This is a genomic window from Streptomyces sp. NPDC043867, assembly GCF_056435845.1.
In genome coordinates, this window is the sequence record NZ_JBWKDS010000030.1 from 38,446 (window position 1) to 52,929 (window position 14,484).

14 protein-coding genes are annotated in these 14,484 nt (G+C 71.8%); 8 read left to right on the plus strand and 6 right to left on the minus strand.

Translation table 11 applies throughout. From position 1 onward, the window contains the following. Positions 1 to 183: 183 nt before the first annotated feature. From AC069T_RS26610 to AC069T_RS26620, 3 genes are all read left to right on the plus strand, one after another. Positions 184 to 567 (plus strand): peptidoglycan-binding domain-containing protein, encoded by a 384-nt coding sequence (locus AC069T_RS26610; RefSeq protein ID WP_478785132.1) that lies wholly within the window; start codon positions 184 to 186, stop codon positions 565 to 567. Positions 568 to 1,108: 541 nt separating this feature from the next. Next, the gene (locus AC069T_RS26615; RefSeq protein ID WP_478785133.1) at positions 1,109 to 2,089 is read left to right on the plus strand and encodes a pectate lyase family protein; all 981 of its coding nucleotides are present in this window, start codon (positions 1,109 to 1,111) and stop codon (positions 2,087 to 2,089) included. A gap of 28 nt (positions 2,090 to 2,117) precedes the next feature. Next, entirely contained in the window at positions 2,118 to 2,942 is an 825-nt protein-coding gene (locus AC069T_RS26620) for a pectate lyase (protein ID WP_478785134.1), read from the plus strand. A 143-nt stretch (positions 2,943 to 3,085) separates the two neighbouring features. Here the strand turns inward: AC069T_RS26620 and AC069T_RS26625 are convergent, their stop codons facing one another. Both AC069T_RS26625 and AC069T_RS26630 read right to left on the minus strand, forming a co-directional pair. Further along, positions 3,086 to 4,417, minus strand: coding sequence for a jacalin-like lectin (locus tag AC069T_RS26625; protein WP_478785135.1), 1,332 nt, complete (start codon positions 4,415 to 4,417; stop codon positions 3,086 to 3,088). A 377-nt stretch (positions 4,418 to 4,794) separates the two neighbouring features. Next, positions 4,795 to 5,436, minus strand: a complete 642-nt coding sequence (locus tag AC069T_RS26630) for a nucleoside/nucleotide kinase family protein (protein ID WP_478785136.1) — start codon at positions 5,434 to 5,436, stop codon at positions 4,795 to 4,797. Between the two features lie 224 nt (positions 5,437 to 5,660). Here AC069T_RS26630 and AC069T_RS26635 point away from each other — a divergent pair, with 224 nt between their 5' ends. From AC069T_RS26635 to AC069T_RS26645, 3 genes are read left to right on the plus strand one after another with little or no spacing between them, the layout of a single operon-like run. Next, positions 5,661 to 6,398: a beta-phosphoglucomutase family hydrolase gene (locus AC069T_RS26635; protein ID WP_478785137.1), complete on the plus strand. Its 738-nt coding sequence runs from the start codon at positions 5,661 to 5,663 to the stop codon at positions 6,396 to 6,398. Then, positions 6,395 to 8,761 carry a glycoside hydrolase family 65 protein gene (locus AC069T_RS26640; protein WP_478785138.1) on the plus strand — a complete coding sequence of 789 codons (2,367 nt, stop codon included), beginning with the start codon at positions 6,395 to 6,397 and terminating at the stop codon, positions 8,759 to 8,761. Before AC069T_RS26635 ends, AC069T_RS26640 begins: the two co-directional genes overlap by 4 nt. Positions 8,762 to 8,785: 24 nt before the next feature. Then, positions 8,786 to 9,322, plus strand: coding sequence for an AAA family ATPase (locus AC069T_RS26645; protein WP_478785139.1), 537 nt, complete (start codon positions 8,786 to 8,788; stop codon positions 9,320 to 9,322). 7 nt (positions 9,323 to 9,329) lie between these two features. Here AC069T_RS26645 and AC069T_RS26650 read toward each other — a convergent pair whose 3' ends face one another. From AC069T_RS26650 to AC069T_RS26660, 3 genes are all read right to left on the minus strand, one after another. Further along, a complete protein-coding gene (locus tag AC069T_RS26650) occupies positions 9,330 to 9,650 on the minus strand; it encodes a YkvA family protein (RefSeq protein WP_478785140.1) in 321 nt (106 codons plus the stop codon). Positions 9,651 to 9,888: 238 nt separating this feature from the next. After that, positions 9,889 to 10,275 carry a hypothetical protein gene (locus AC069T_RS26655; protein WP_478785141.1) on the minus strand — a complete coding sequence of 129 codons (387 nt, stop codon included), beginning with the start codon at positions 10,273 to 10,275 and terminating at the stop codon, positions 9,889 to 9,891. Positions 10,276 to 10,636: 361 nt separating this feature from the next. After that, positions 10,637 to 11,560: a MurR/RpiR family transcriptional regulator gene (locus AC069T_RS26660; protein WP_478785142.1), complete on the minus strand. Its 924-nt coding sequence runs from the start codon at positions 11,558 to 11,560 to the stop codon at positions 10,637 to 10,639. Positions 11,561 to 11,731: 171 nt separating this feature from the next. On the opposite strand from AC069T_RS26660, the gene AC069T_RS26665 reads away from it, so the two are divergent. Together AC069T_RS26665 and AC069T_RS26670 are read left to right on the plus strand one after the other, a co-directional pair. Beyond that, positions 11,732 to 12,130: a hypothetical protein gene (locus tag AC069T_RS26665; protein WP_478785143.1), complete on the plus strand. Its 399-nt coding sequence runs from the start codon at positions 11,732 to 11,734 to the stop codon at positions 12,128 to 12,130. Further along, complete coding sequence (locus tag AC069T_RS26670; RefSeq protein ID WP_478785144.1) at positions 12,127 to 12,960, plus strand: DUF1206 domain-containing protein; 834 nt, start codon at positions 12,127 to 12,129, stop codon at positions 12,958 to 12,960. Before AC069T_RS26665 ends, AC069T_RS26670 begins: the two co-directional genes overlap by 4 nt. A gap of 140 nt (positions 12,961 to 13,100) precedes the next feature. Here the strand turns inward: AC069T_RS26670 and AC069T_RS26675 are convergent, their stop codons facing one another. Further along, positions 13,101 to 14,063, minus strand: a complete 963-nt coding sequence (locus AC069T_RS26675; RefSeq protein ID WP_478785145.1) for a mannose-binding protein — start codon at positions 14,061 to 14,063, stop codon at positions 13,101 to 13,103. Positions 14,064 to 14,484: the final 421 nt, after the last annotated feature.

A 14,484-nucleotide genomic window follows, 5' to 3' on the forward strand; every position in this document is an offset into this window, starting at 1 on the left:
CGGGGGGGGGGGGGGGGGGGGGGGGGGGGGGGGGGGGGGGGGGGGGGGGGGGGGGGGGGAAGGGGGGGGGGGGGGGGGGGAGGCCCCCCCCCCCCCCCCGCCGCCGCGAGGGCCGCGGGGCGCCGACGCGTACGAGGGCTCGGTGAGGGGCCGGCCCTGCGCCGTGCCGCCATCGGCGTGGCGATGGCCGCGGCGGCCGTGCTCGGCTTCGCCGTCGCCGTGCTGCTGCCCGGTGACGACGAAGCGCGCGCCGCCCGGCCCGCCGCGCCCGCCGCTCCGTCCGCGACGCCCGCCGCCGGCGCGCAGTCCGGGGACGCCGACCCGGACGGCGCCGGCGCCCTCCGCGAGGGGGACAGCGGTCCGGAGGTGGTGGAACTGCAGGAACGACTGCTGCGCATCCCAAACGTGTACGAGGACGGACCCACCGACGGTGCCTACGACACCGTGCTGACCGCCGCCGTCGCCCGCTTCCAGCGCTGGTACGGCATACGGGGTGACGAGACGGGTGTGTACGGGGACGACACGCGCCACGATCTGGAGGCGCGGACCACGCCGACCGCGGAGTGAACGACGCCTCAAGGTCCGCACCGCGAAGCCCTGCCCCCGCGCCCCAGGAGGGCACGCGGTCGGTACGGAGGTCGTGTGGCTGGCGGCCTCGCAAGGGCACGCGGTTGGCGCAGAGGTCATGTGGCTCGGCGGCCTTCCCAGGGCACGCGGTCGGTACCGAGGTCGTGTGGAGCGGCGCCCCCGCGAGGGCACGCGGTATCTAGGGGGACCCCGGCGCCCAGCCCCCACACGGGCGCGCGGCACGCACCGCGGCCATCGGTCGGCAACGCGGAACGGCAGCTTCAGAGTTGGCCGGATGCATTCTGCGCGACACGTTGACTAGAAAGCGCTTTCCCCATACCTTCCCGTTCAGCAGCGTGACCCGCAGGCGTCACCGCACGTACGGCATGTCGGTGCGCGAAGGCCGTGCGACCTGGGTAAGTGCACCTCCCGGAAAGCTTCACGATTCCTGCGGAAAGCGCTCGCGTGCGCACCTAGTTCAACATGGCGTACGTCGTTCATGCACATGACCCCCGGATCGCACCCGAAGGGACACACCCGCATGCGTACTCACCCCCTGCGCACCCGCTCCCGCGGACCGGCCCTCGCGACGGGCGCCGCGGCCGCCCTGGCTCTCGCCGCCGCGCTCGTCCTCCCGCAGACCGCGAGCGCCGCGGAGACTGCACCGATCGGTTTCGGAGCCGGCACCACGGGCGGCGGCGGCGCCACCCCGGTGACCGTCACGACGCTCTCCGCCTTCAAGTCCGCCGTCACCGGCGACTCGGCCAAGGTGGTCAAGGTCAGTGGCCTCATCTCGCTGTCCGGGCAGGTGGACGTCGGCTCCAACACCACGGTCCTGGGCGTCGGTTCGTCGTCCGGCTTCACCGGCGGCGGCCTGCGCGTCAAGGAGGAGACCAACGTCGTCGTACGGAACCTGAACATCAGCAAGCCGCTCGCGCCCTCCGACGGCATCACCGTCCAGAAGTCGACGAAGGTGTGGATCGACCACAACTCGTTCTCGGCGGACCGTGATCACGACAAGGACTACTACGACGGCCTGCTCGACATCACCCACGCCTCCGACAACGTCACGGTCTCCTGGAACACCTTCAAGAACCACTACAAGGGCTCGCTCGTCGGCCACAGCGACAGCAACGCCTCCGAGGACACCGGGCACTTGAAGGTGACGTACCACCACAACCACTTCAGCAACGTCTACTCGCGGATCCCCAGTCTGCGCTTCGGCACCGGGCACTTCTACGACAACTACGTCGAGGACGCCGACACCGCGGTGCACTCCCGCATGGGCGCGCAGATGCTCGTGGAGAACAACGTCTTCCGCTCGACGAAGATCGCGGTCACCACCAGCCGCAGCAGCGACGTCGACGGCTACGCCAACCTCCGCGGCAACGATCTCGGCGGAGCCGCCACCGAGATCTCCCGCACGGGCTCCTTCACCAGCCCGCCCTACAGCTACACCGCCGAACCCGCCTCGTCCGTCGTCGCCTCGGTGACGGCCGGCGCGGGAGCCGGAAAGCTCTGACACCCCCACGCACAGAAGGAATCGGGACATGACCTCATCAGTAAGCCCGCAATCGCGTCGCAGCCCCCACCGGCGTCGCGCCCTGACCAGCACCCTCGCCGCCCTCGGCCTCACCGCCGGCACCTTCCTGGTGAGCGGCCTGGCGGGCACCGCCGACGCGGCGGCGGCCTGGCCGACACCGACGAGCAGCGTGGCGGTCACCGCGACGAAGTCGATCTCCGGCACGTACGACGGCGGCCTCAAGCGCTTCTACGGCAGCGGTGACCTCGGCACCGGCGGTCAGGACGAGGGCCAGGACCCGCTGTTCAACCTCGCGGACGGCGCGGTCCTCAAGAACGTCGTCATCGGCGCCCCGGCGGCCGACGGCATCCACTGCGCCGGCACCTGCACGCTGCAGAACGTGTGGTGGGAGGACGTCGGCGAGGACGCGGCCACCTTCAAGGGCAAGTCGTCCTCGGCGACCTACCTGGTGAGCGGCGGCGGCGCCAAGTCGGCCTCGGACAAGGTGTTCCAGTTCAACGGGGCCGGCAAGCTGACCGTGACCGGCTTTCAGGTCTCGAACTTCGGCAAGCTGGTCCGCTCGTGCGGCAACTGCTCGACGCAGTACAAGCGCACGATCGTCGTGAACGACGTCGACGTGACGGCGCCCGGCAAGTCCGTCGTAGGCATCAACACCAACTACGGTGACACGGCGACACTGACGAAGATCCGCATCCACGGCGACAGCAGCAAGAAGATCAAGCCGTGCGTCCGGTACACGGGCAACAACACCGGAGCGGAGCCCACCGAGACCGGCAGCGGTCCGGACGGCACGTACTGCAAGTACACGGCGTCCGACATCACGTACAGCTGATCCGGACTCCCGGCTCCAGGTGGCCGGCGGACCTGCCCTCCCGCAGGTCCGCCGGCCGCCTGGCGCGTCCCGGACCGGCGCGACCGGGCGGCCGGATCTGAGCCTGCCGAATCTGAGCCTGCCGATGCGGAAGCCGCCCGCGGTCAGTGCCCGGTGTAGACGAAGCCGACCTTGTCGACCCCGTCCCCGCTGCGGCCGTGGAGTCCCGCGATGTGGTGCCCGTCGGGCGCGGTGCGGGTCACGCAGTCGGGCGTCGTCGTCCCGCCCGCGAGAACGCGGCCGAGGTTCGTCGTGAACTTCGCGTAGAAGATGCGGGTGCGGCCGTCCTTCGTGCCCCGGCACAGCTGGGCCGAGGCCAGGTACTCGTCGGCGCCGAGCGTCAGGGACGAGGCCGTTCCGCCGGTGCCTCCGTGGGCGAGTACCGTGCCGTCGCTCAGCGTCAGCCCCATCCGGTCGACGCGTGAGCCGCTGCGCAGGGAGACGGTGGTGACCCGCGCCCCGGGCGGTACGCGGTCGATGTCCGTGAAGTGGTTGCCGTGCGGTCCGCCGAACTGGTCGCTGACCCGGTAGGCCGCGTTGCGGGACCAGGTGAAGCCGGCGGAGACGGGGTCGTGGTCGGAGAGCCCGAGCCCGTCGTCGGTCAGGAAGCGGGCGCGTTCGTTGTGGTGGGACGTGGCGTCGAGCCAGACGAGCCGGCTGCCCCGGTAGAGAATCTTGTCGACCACCTCGCAGGTGTCGGTGGCCGCCTTCTCGTCGCAGACCAGGGCGTCGCTGCCCTTGGCGGGCGGGGTGCCGCCGCGTACGAGCCGCACCCAGGTGTCGGTGAGCCCGTTGGCCGACGCGAACTCGGCGATCGTGTCGCCCGAGCGCGTGTAACGGGTGTTGGTGTCGCCCATGACAACGACGGCGTTGCCTGCGGAGTGGCTCCTGATGAACGCCGTGAGCTGGCCGAGGTTGTCGGCGCGGGAGGCCAGATCGCCCTCCCCGGTACCGGCGTTGGTGTGCAGGTTGTAGAGGTCCACGTAGACGCCCTCGGCCAGGCGCTCGCGCATGAAGGTGAAGCCCTTGGGGGTGAGGCAGTCGCCCGAGTCGAGCTGACAGGAGTTCCAGCGCACCCGCTCGAACTCGTCGGTGTCGTCCGGGAGTCCGGCCAGCGTGTTCAGCCCGCTGCCGAGGCCGGCGCCCCCGCTGGTGGCGGTGCGGTACGGGTGGGAGTCGGCGGCGTACAGGTGGGCGTGGTAGTTGAAGTCCTCCTGCACATGGACGATGTCGTACGGGCCGAGGCGTCCGCCGATCGTCGTGGTGGCTGTCCCGCGGGGGGTCGGCGCGCTGGAGATGCCGTCGGGCAGTCCCGCGATGTTGTAGGTGAGCACGTCGAAGGTGCCCGAGTCGGCAGCCGCGGCGGGCGGGGCGGCGGCGGTGAGCCCGCCGAGGACGGCGGCTGCCGCCGCCAGGCAGGAGAGAAGTCTGCGCACGGAAGGTGTCTCCTCGAGTGGGGGGTTGAGCGGGCGCCGCCGGAGCTGTGGCGCCGGGCGGACGGTGCGGGAGGACCGGTGACGCGTGCCCGACGGGCCGAACGCGGTTCGGATCGAGCGCTGAGAACCTAGAAGCCGATCGTGTACGCGTCAATAACGCGGATGGCTCGACACGTGAACCGAGCCCGTCCGCACGGCCCGTGCCGCTCCGGGTTGGCCCCGCCCCACGCCGCTTCTCGGGCCCGCCCCGACCCCGTGCCGCTCCGGGCCGGCCCCGTGTCGCTCCGCCCCGGCCCTGTCGCCCTCCGCCCCGACCGTGCGCCCCGTCCCGTGCGTCCCGTCCCGTCCCGTGCCGCCCGTTCCGGGGCTGCCCGGGATCAACCACCCGCCGTGAGGTCCGCCGGTACCACCAGATCCGCGCGGTCGCGGGTGGTCGCGACCAGGTCGGCGTTGCGCTGGTCCGTGCCGTGGACCCAGGCCACCGCCGCCTCGTGGTCCTTGCCGAAGCGTTCGTGGCGGGCGACGAGACGGCGTACGCGCTCCGCCTCGTCGAGTTCGCAGAACCAGACCTCGTCGAGCGCCGGCCGGACGCGGGCCCAGTCGCCGTCCGGCACCAGCAGGTAGTTGCCCTCCGTGACGATCAGGCGGGCCGCGCGGGGGACCGGGACGGCGCCCGCCAGGGGCTGCTCCAGGGTGCGTTCGAAGCCCGGCGCGTACACGACGTCGTCCTCGTCGTCGCGCAGCCGGCGCAGCAGCGCCGCGTAGCCGGCCGCGTCGAACGTGTCGGGAGCGCCCTTGCGGTCCCGGCGGCCGAGCCGGTCCAGTTCGGCGTCCGCGAGGTGGAAACCGTCCATGGGGACGTGCGCCGCCCACGGAGCCCCGGTCCCGTTGAGCGCCTCGACCAGGTGCTCGGCGAGCGTCGTCTTGCCCGCGCCGGGACCGCCCGCGATGCCGAGCAGGGCGCGGCGGCCGGGACGCACGAGCGCTGCCGCCCGCTTCACGAGGTCGTCGAAGGTCATGGACGTGATTCCCCTTCGGTGTCGGCCGGGCGGTGCACGGACTGGTGGGGATGACGGCCCCCATCTCGGGCAGACGCTCTGTCGAGCTCGTGGAAGGAGTATGAACCGACGATGCCCGCAGCCGAACAGCACCTCCGTACCCGGCGTCGCGCGGCTGACGCAAGCGATAGGCATGTGGTGCCCGACACCCGCTGGAAGGGCACCGACCGGGGAAGGTTGTCACCATGACGCAGTTCGGTCTTCCGAAGAAAATCCAGGCCTGCCTCTTCGATCTCGACGGGGTCATCACCAAGACGGCCGTCGTGCACGCCGCCGCGTGGAAGCGGACGTTCGACGACTTCCTGCGCCGACGCGACGGCGACGGCTTCCGTCCCTTCTCGGACGACGACTACGGCCAGTACGTGGACGGGCTGCCCCGTGCCGACGGCGTCCGCGCCTTCCTCGCCTCACGCGGCGTCGAACTGCCCGAGGGCGGCACCGACGACGCGCCGGACAAGGAGACGGTGCACGGTCTCGGCAACCGCAAGAACGAGCTGCTGCTGGACCTGATCCGCACCGACGGCGTCGAGGCGTACGACAGCACGCTGCGCTACATCCAGGCGCTCCGCGCCGAGGGGCTGCTCACCGCCGTCGTCTCCTCCAGCGCCAACTGCCAGGACGTCCTGCGGTCGATCGGCGCGGAGTCCCTCTTCGACGTCCGCATCGACGGTGTCGTCGCCGCCGAGCGGAAGCTGCCCGGCAAGCCGCGTCCGGACACCTTCCTGGCCGCCGCCCGTGACCTCGGCGTCGACGCGTCGGCCGCCGCCGTCTTCGAGGACGCGCTGGCCGGCATGGACGCGGGACGCTCGGGCCACTTCGGTTTCGTCGTCGGTGTGGACCGGGTCGGCCAGGCGGACGCGCTGCGGGAGCACGGCGCCGACATCGTCGTACAGGATCTGGCCGAACTGAGGGAGCAGCGTTGATCACCCACACGTCGTACGCCGTCGCGCCGTGGACGGTGCGCGAACACATCCTGCACCTCGATGTACTGCCGCAGAGCGAGTCGGTGTTCGCGCTCTCCAACGGCCACGTCGGCTGGCGCGGAAACCTCGACGAGGGTGAACCGCACGGCCTGCCCGGCTCCTATCTCAACGGCGTCTACGAGAGCCACCCGCTGCCCTACGCGGAGGCGGGCTACGGCTACCCGGAGTCCGGGCAGACCGTCATCAACGTCACCAACGGCAAGATCATCCGGCTGCTCGTCGACGACGAGCCGTTCGACCTGCGGTACGGGAAGCTGCGCTCGCACGAGCGGACCCTGGACCTGCGCACCGGCCTGCTCACCCGGACCTGCGAGTGGACGTCGCCTGCCGGGTCGACGGTCCGCGTCCGTTCCACCCGGCTGGTCTCCTTCACCCAGCGGGCGATCGCCGCGGTCGCCTACGAGGTCGAGGCCGTCGACAGCGAGAGCCGCGTCGTCGTCCAGTCGGAGCTCGTCGCGAACGAGCAACTGCCGGGCCACAGCGGCGATCCGCGGGCCGCGGTCGCCCTGGACTCGCCGCTGGAACCGGAGGAGCACTTCGCGAAGGACTGCCGGCTGCGGCTGGTGCACCGCACGCGGCGCAGCGGTCTGCGCGTCGGTGCGGCCGCCGACCACGCGGTGGAGGGACCCGAACCGACGACCACGGACAGCGAGAGCGACGACGACGTGGCCCGCCTGACCGTCACCTCCGTCCTGGCCCCCGGACAGACGCTCAGGGTCGAGAAGTTCGTCTCGTACGGCTGGTCCAGCGCGCGGTCGCTGCCCGCCGTGAGCGACCAGGTGGACGCGGCGCTGGCGGCCGCCACCCGTTCGGGCTGGCAGGGGCTCGTCGACGAACAGCGCGCCTACCTGGACGACTTCTGGGCGCGGGCCGACGTGGAGGTCGACGGCGACGAGGAGATCCAGCAGGCCGTCCGCTTCGCCCTCTTCCACGTCCTGCAGGCCGGCGCCCGTGCCGAGCAGCGGGCGATCCCCGCGAAGGGGCTCACCGGCTCCGGTTACGACGGGCACGCCTTCTGGGACACCGAGACCTTCGTGCTGCCCCTGCTCATGTACACCTCGCCGCGTGCCGTGGCGGAGGCACTGCGCTGGCGCCAGAACACCCTGCCCGCCGCCCGTGAGCGCGCCACGCAGCTCGGCCTCAAGGGCGCGGCCTTCCCCTGGCGGACCATCGCGGGGTCGGAAGGGTCGGCGTACTGGCCGGCCGGCACCGCCGCGTTCCACGTGAACGCCGACATCGCCGACGCCGTGGTGCGCTACGTCGCCGTCACCGGTGACAAGCACTTCGAACGCGACACCGGCGTCGAACTGTTGGTGGAGACCGCCCGGTTGTGGAGGTCCCTGGGACACCACGACCACCAGGGGAAGTTCCACATCGACGGGGTGACCGGGCCCGACGAGTACAGCGCGGTCGCGGACGACAACACGTACACGAACCTGATGGCCCGGACGAACCTGCTGGCCGCGGCCGAGGTCGTCGAGCGCCATCCCCGGCAGGCCTCGGCTCTCGGCGTCGACGACGAGGAGAGCGCCGCCTGGCGGGACGCCGCCGAGGCCATGCACATCCCGTACAACCACGAACTGGGCGTCCACGAGCAGAACGCCGGGTTCACGCGCTACCAGCGCTGGGACTTCGCGGCCACCGGCCCCGAGCAGTACCCGCTGATGCTGAACTTCCCGTACTTCGACATCTACCGCAAGCAGGTCGTCAAGCAGGCCGACCTGGTGCTGGCGATGTACAAGTGCAGCCCCTTCTTCGACGACGAGCACAAGGCACGCAACTTCGCCTACTACGAACCCCTCACCGTCCGCGACTCCTCGCTGTCGGCCTGCTGCCAGGCCGTCATCGCCGTCGAGGCAGGTCATCCGCACCTCGCCTACGACTATCTGATGGAAGCGGCGCTGATGGACCTGGAGGATCTGGAGCACAACACCCGCGACGGCCTGCACATCGCCTCCCTCGCCGGTGCCTGGATGGCGCTGGTCGCAGGCTTCGGCGGGCTGCGCCACCACGGGGACGCGATCCAGTTCGCGCCGCGGCTGCCCGAGCGGATCAGCCGCCTCGCCTTCCATCTGGAGATGCTGGGCCGCCGCCTGCGCGTGGAGGTCAGGCCGAACAGCGCCACCTACACCGTGCTCAGCGGCGAGCCGCTGACGATCCACCACTACGGTGAGCCGCTGACGGTCGACGCGGACAAGCCCCAGCAACGGGACATACCGAAGACCCCGCAGCGTCCGGCACCGGAACAGCCGCCGCACCGGCGCCCGAACAGCGGACTGCTGGGACGCGTCGGCGGGGGGTGAGCGGGCCGGCCGTATGCTCCCGACATGCAGCGCATCCTCGTGGCCGGCATCAGCGGGGCCGGCAAGTCCACCCTGGCGCGTGCCGTGGCTGCGCGGCTGGACGTGCCCTACCACGAGATGGACGCGCTGTACTTCGGCGGGCCCCGCTGGGCGGTGAGCGCGACGTTCGGCGAGGACGTCGGCCGGATCGCCGGATCCGGGAGCTGGATCTTCGACTCGTTCGGCGCTCCTGAGGTCCGCGACCTGCTGTGGGAGCGCGCGGACACGGTGCTGTGGCTGGACTACCGGCGACGCGTGATCATGCCCCGTGTCCTGCGCCGTTCGCTGCGCAGGACGCTGTCGCGCGAGCGCCTCTTCGGCGGCAACCGGGAGACCCTGGCGGACTGGTTCCGGACCGACCATCCCGCCTGGTGGGCCTGGTCCCAGCACGGGACCAGACGCGCGGAGATCCACCGGCGCACCCTCGACCCCCGGTTCGCGCCGCTGCGCGTGGTGCGTTTCGGCACTCCGGGCGAAGCCGCGCGGTGGCTGCGCTCCCTCGGTCCCGCCGACTTGTCCTGACGGGACGTCAGCCGGAGAGCCGCTTCTCGGACAGGGCCCGGCCGGTGTCCCCGGGCTCTCCCGTCGGCACGGCCCCGCGCATCGACCTGAGGGCGAGCAGCAGGACGCCGATGTCGTCCAGGTAGACGGGGTCGGGCAGCAGGTCGGCGGGGAGTACGAGATAGGCGACGGCGCCCCAGAAGACCCAGCGGGGCCCGGCCGGGAGGCCGGCACGGCGCAGGTCGCGGCGGGCCCGCACCAGCCGGACCAGCAGCGCGACCGCCACCGCCAGGACCGCCGCCGCGAGGATCGCGCCGACGACGAGCAGGTTCCGTGTCGTGAAGTCCATGTCCGCGTCCTAGTCGTGGTCGGGTGCGTCGAGGCGGCAGACGGCGAAGTCGGCGAAGGCGTGCCGTCGTGCTGACCGGCTCACGGCACACCTCTCGGCCGGGCCCGGCACGGCCGCGCCGCCGCCGGGACATCACCACGGCTCGCATACCCGCCCTGGTCGCGATCAGGCGTCGGGTGACGGGTGGCGCCACAGCCGGAAGAGCCGGCCGAGCCCCCCGGCCGGGCCCGGGGCGCCGTCAGTGCGGACGGGCGGCTCCACCGCCGGCGAGGGCCTGACTGACGGCCCTGATGCCGCGGGCGATGTGGTGGAGCTGGCCGACCTCGGCGGCGTACATCTTGATGGTGTGCTCGATGACGGACTCCGGGATGCCGAGGGCGGGGAGTTCGGCCCGGGCGGTCTGCAGGGCGGTCCGCGCGACCCGGATCTCGTGCTGCACCTGGATCTGCGCGTGGCGGGCGAGCAGTACGGGGTGGCGCATCAGCGCCGGGTAGCTGGCGTAGCGGGCCGGCACCAGGTCGCGCAGCCACTTGGCGGCCGACCTCTCCCAGTCGTAGCTGCCGGGGCTCTTGACCTGGCACGGCCAGTCCGTACTGATCGGCGAGTAAGTCAGGGGCATGTTCATCGCTTCCGGGGGACATCGGCGGCTCAGTGCGGGTTCTGGGGCGGCCCCGGCCTAGGGGATTGACCGGGGCCGCCGCCACGGCACTCGCGAGCGAGTCCCGTTCCGAGCACCCAGGACCCGTTGGGTAGGAGCGGACGGCCCCGGGCATTCGTCGGACGCGGCCCCGGAGGCCTCTGGGGCCGCGTCCGTCAGAAGTATTTATATATACCGCGAGATACGCAAGAACATGAAAAAATTCATGCACCGTATGGGACGAATAGTCGCGTGAAGATGTCGTGACGCACTGTGCTGCGGTCCCTCAGGGCGACGGCCGCCGCGGCCGCAGATCCTCCGGTTTCCGCGCCCGCGCCCCGCCGGTCCTTCAGTCCTTCAGGAAGAACTGGTGCTGCTCGGCGATCTGCTCGTACCCCTCCAGGCGTCCCTGGGTCCGCTCCGGGTCGGCGTCGGTCATCGCCTGGAGCAGCGCCGCGGACATCACCAGGGGCGCGGCATAGGTGTCGAAGACGAGGCGGGAGCCGGTCCCGGTGGCGAAGGTGACGTCGGCCTCGTCGGCCAGCGGTCCGAGCGGCAGGTCGGTGACCAGCGCGACCCGCAGCCCCGCCCGGCGTGCCACCCGCATCGCGGTGAGCGTCTCGTGCGCGTGGCGGGGCATGGCGAAGGCGAGCACCCAGGTGCCGCCCGCCTCACGCGACTGGAGCAGGGCGTCGTACGCGACGCTGCCGCCCCGGGTCACCAGGCGCACGTCCGGGTGGATCCGCCGTGCGGCGTAGGCGAAGTACTCGGCCAGGGACACGGAGATCCGCAGGCCCAGCACGGTCAGCGGCGTCGAGCGGGACAGCGCCCGGCCGAGGTCGATCACCTTGTCCGGGTCGGCGAAGTCGCGCCGCAGGTTCTCCAGGTTCTCGATCTCGGCGTCCACCGCCGCCTGCAGTTCGTTGCTCCGGTTCTCCGCGGGTGTGCCGGGCGCGCTGCCGAGGGTGGCCAGCGCGATGGCCTGGAGCCGTTCCCGCAGCGCGGGGTAACCGCTGAAGCCGACCGCGGCGGCGAACCGGGTCACCGACGGCTGGCTGACCCCCACGCGCTCGGCGAGGTCGGTGATCGACAGGAACGCCGCCTCGGTGATGTGCTCGATCAGGTACTGGGCGATGCGCCGCTGCCCGGGGGAGAGCCGGGGGCCGTCGAACAGTTCCCTGAGCTGCGAGGTCGGCGACGCGCCGGTCTCGGGTGCCGTTCTTCCCGAGGTGATCGCAGATGCCTGCGCGCGTGCCTGCTGCGGCGATGGCACCGAGTCGCCTCCTTCACGTCCCACAAGGACTCAACATAGCTCACTGTCCGTGCTGACCTGGGCGGGTACGGCCACACACCGGAGGCCGCCAACCTGTTTCACCGCCACGCTCGGGGTACCCGTGTCAGCACGAACGCGTCTGCGCGCAGGCGATAGGGAGAGGGTTTTCGAATGAGTACGAGTCCGCTGGCCGCATCGCAGGTCCAGGTGGTGCTCAGCGACTGCTCCGCGGCGGACGCCGGGAGTCTGTTCGCCGCACTGTGCAGCCGCTTCTCCTCGGACCGCTGTGCCGAGGACAGGCCCCATGAGACCGAGGGGAACCGGCCGACGATGTGGACCGGGACCTTCGACACCTCCGGCACGGCCGGAGATTCCCCCGTACCGCCGACCGAGCTCTCGGCGCCCGTGACGGCGGACGTACAGGGTGGTCCTCTCGCGGTGAAACACCTGCGTGAGGCGCTCGCCGAGGCGTTCACCGTGCACCAGCTGGGCGAGGAAGCCGGTGACCAGGAAGTGGAGATCCAGTTGCGGCTGGAGAACAAGCCGGCGCATCGGTCCGCGGCCGTATGAACACGGACGCGGCCGTGAGGGGAGGGCGTTTCCGCGTCCGTGGGGCGGCGACCGGGTCTCCGACGGAGACCGCCGCCAAGGCCGGGCTGGCCGCCCGGGGTGTGATCTATCTGCTGGTCGGTGTGCTGGCGCTGCAGATCGCCTTCGGCGAGGGGCACCGTCAGGCCGACCGCACCGGTGCGCTGGAGGAGATAGGTTCGCAGCCCTTCGGTGCGGCGCTGCTGTGGATCCTGGGGGCCGGGCTCGTCGGCATGGCGCTGTGGCGGCTCTCCGAGGCGGTCTTCGGTGCGGTCGGTGAGAACGGCCGTTCCTGGCGGAAGCGGCTGATGTCGGCGGCTCGCTGCGTCTTCTACGCCTTCGTCGCCTACTCGGTGCTGTCCTTCGCCGCAGGTACGGGCGGAAAGCAGTCCAGTGACAAGCAGTCCAAGGACGCGACCGCGCGGGTCCTGGAGATTCCGGCGGGCCAGTGGATCGTCGGCGCGGCCGGGGTCGGCATCGTGTGCGCGGGCGCGTGGATCGCCGTCCGGGCCGTGATGCGCAAGTACCACAAGCACATGAAGCTCGGCGAGATGTCGCGTACGACGCGCCGGGTGGTCGACCTCTCGGGCGTGGGCGGCGGCGCCACCCGCGGTGCGGTGTTCGCGGTCGCCGGTGTGTTCGCCGTGCGGGCTGCGGTGGCCTACGAGCCCGACGAGGCCAAGGGGCTGGACGACACCCTGAGGTCGTTCGCCGGGACCCCCGTGGGGCCCTGGCTGCTGGCCCTCGTCGCCGTGGGCCTGGTCCTGTTCGGCGTCTTCTCCTTCACGATGGCCCGCTGGCGCAGGGTCTGAGGTCCGGGCCCGGGAACACGGGCAGACGGCCGGCTCCCGCACGTCGGGGGCCGGCCGATCGGTGCCCGGGGTCGTGCCGCCGCCTCCGGCGGAGGGCGCGGTCGGGCAGAACCCCGGCCGGGGGAGCGAATCGGGGAGCGTCAGGTCGACCAGATGACTCCGCCGTTGTGCAGGACGACCACCTTGCCGTCCGCCCGCAGCACCAGCTGGGCGTTGGCGTGGCCGTGCGTGCGCGAGGCCCAGATGGGGCGGTCGTCGCCGTTGTGGATGACGAGGTTGCCGTCCTCCTGGAAGATCGCCCGGTGGTTGGCCCCGAAGGTCATGGACGCCCAGATGGCCTTGTTGTCCTCGTTGTAGACGACGAGGTTGCCGTCGGTCTGCATGATCATGCGGATGCGGTTGGTGGACCAGGACTGTCCGGTCTGCAGGACGCTGGTCGCGTAGACGGTCCTGGTGCCCCAGTTCGGCTTCGGGTCCGCCTTGGGCTTGGTCTCGGCCTTCGGCTTCTTCTCGGGCGACTTGCTGGGCGTGACCGACGGCGAGGGTGCGGCGGGCGGGGCGGCGACGGCCTTCGGAGCCCTGGTCTTCTTCGGCTTCTGCCTGCTCGGTGACGAACTGGGCTTCTTGGCCACGTAGTCGTCGAGCACGGCGGGGGCGGAGCTGGCGTTCAGGACGGTGTCGGAGCCCGCGGCCAGCCCCTTGGCCGAGTCGGGGCGCTCGTCGTTCGCGCTCCCGGCCAGCAGCAGAGGTATGGCGACCAGGACGGCGCCGGCGATCGCGGCCCCCGCCAGGATCGGCCCCCGGGGCCGCCCGGTGTCGGCGCCGGTGCCGGACTTGACGTCCGGCGGCGCCGCCGCGACGGCCACCGCCGCGACGGCGCCCTCCTCGGCTTCCTCGGCGGACCCGGCGGCGGCCGGCGGCGCCGACGGTGCGGCGGCGGTCTCCTCGGTCTCCGGAGCGGTTCCGGCCCCCGCTTCGGGAAGCGCGGTCGCGCTCGGGACCTGCTCGTCCGGTGCCGGGGAAGGGGGTGGGGACCCGGCCTCCTCCGTGCGGGCGGCGACCGCCTCCGCGTTCGCGCCGGGGGTCTGGGGCTGGGGGGACATGCGGTACTCCTCCTCGGTGGCGGAGCTGTCGGTGGTGGGCTTGGGCCTGCGCGGCGGGCGGAGCGACGAACACCCCTCGGCCCCGCGGGCGTTGGTCAAGAGCCGCACCAAGTAAGCCAGTTCGGTCAGTTCCGGTCCGCCGAGCCCGCACGACCCTCCGCGGCGACGGCCGCAGACCGGTCCGATGCCTTCCGAGCTGCGCGAAGTACTCCCGAACGGCCTTGGGTTGGATGTCCGGGCGGAAGGCACTTGTGCGTTCGACGGGTCCGATGGCCCACCCAACTTAGCCCGTCACCCGGGCGACAGCAGCACCCGCCGCCCCGAGGGCCCCACCGCTTTGTCCACCCACGCCTCACTGCTCCCCAAAAGTTCTTCGACCGGGCAGTAATCGGGCACGTGAGCGGCCTCATACGGGCCCGCC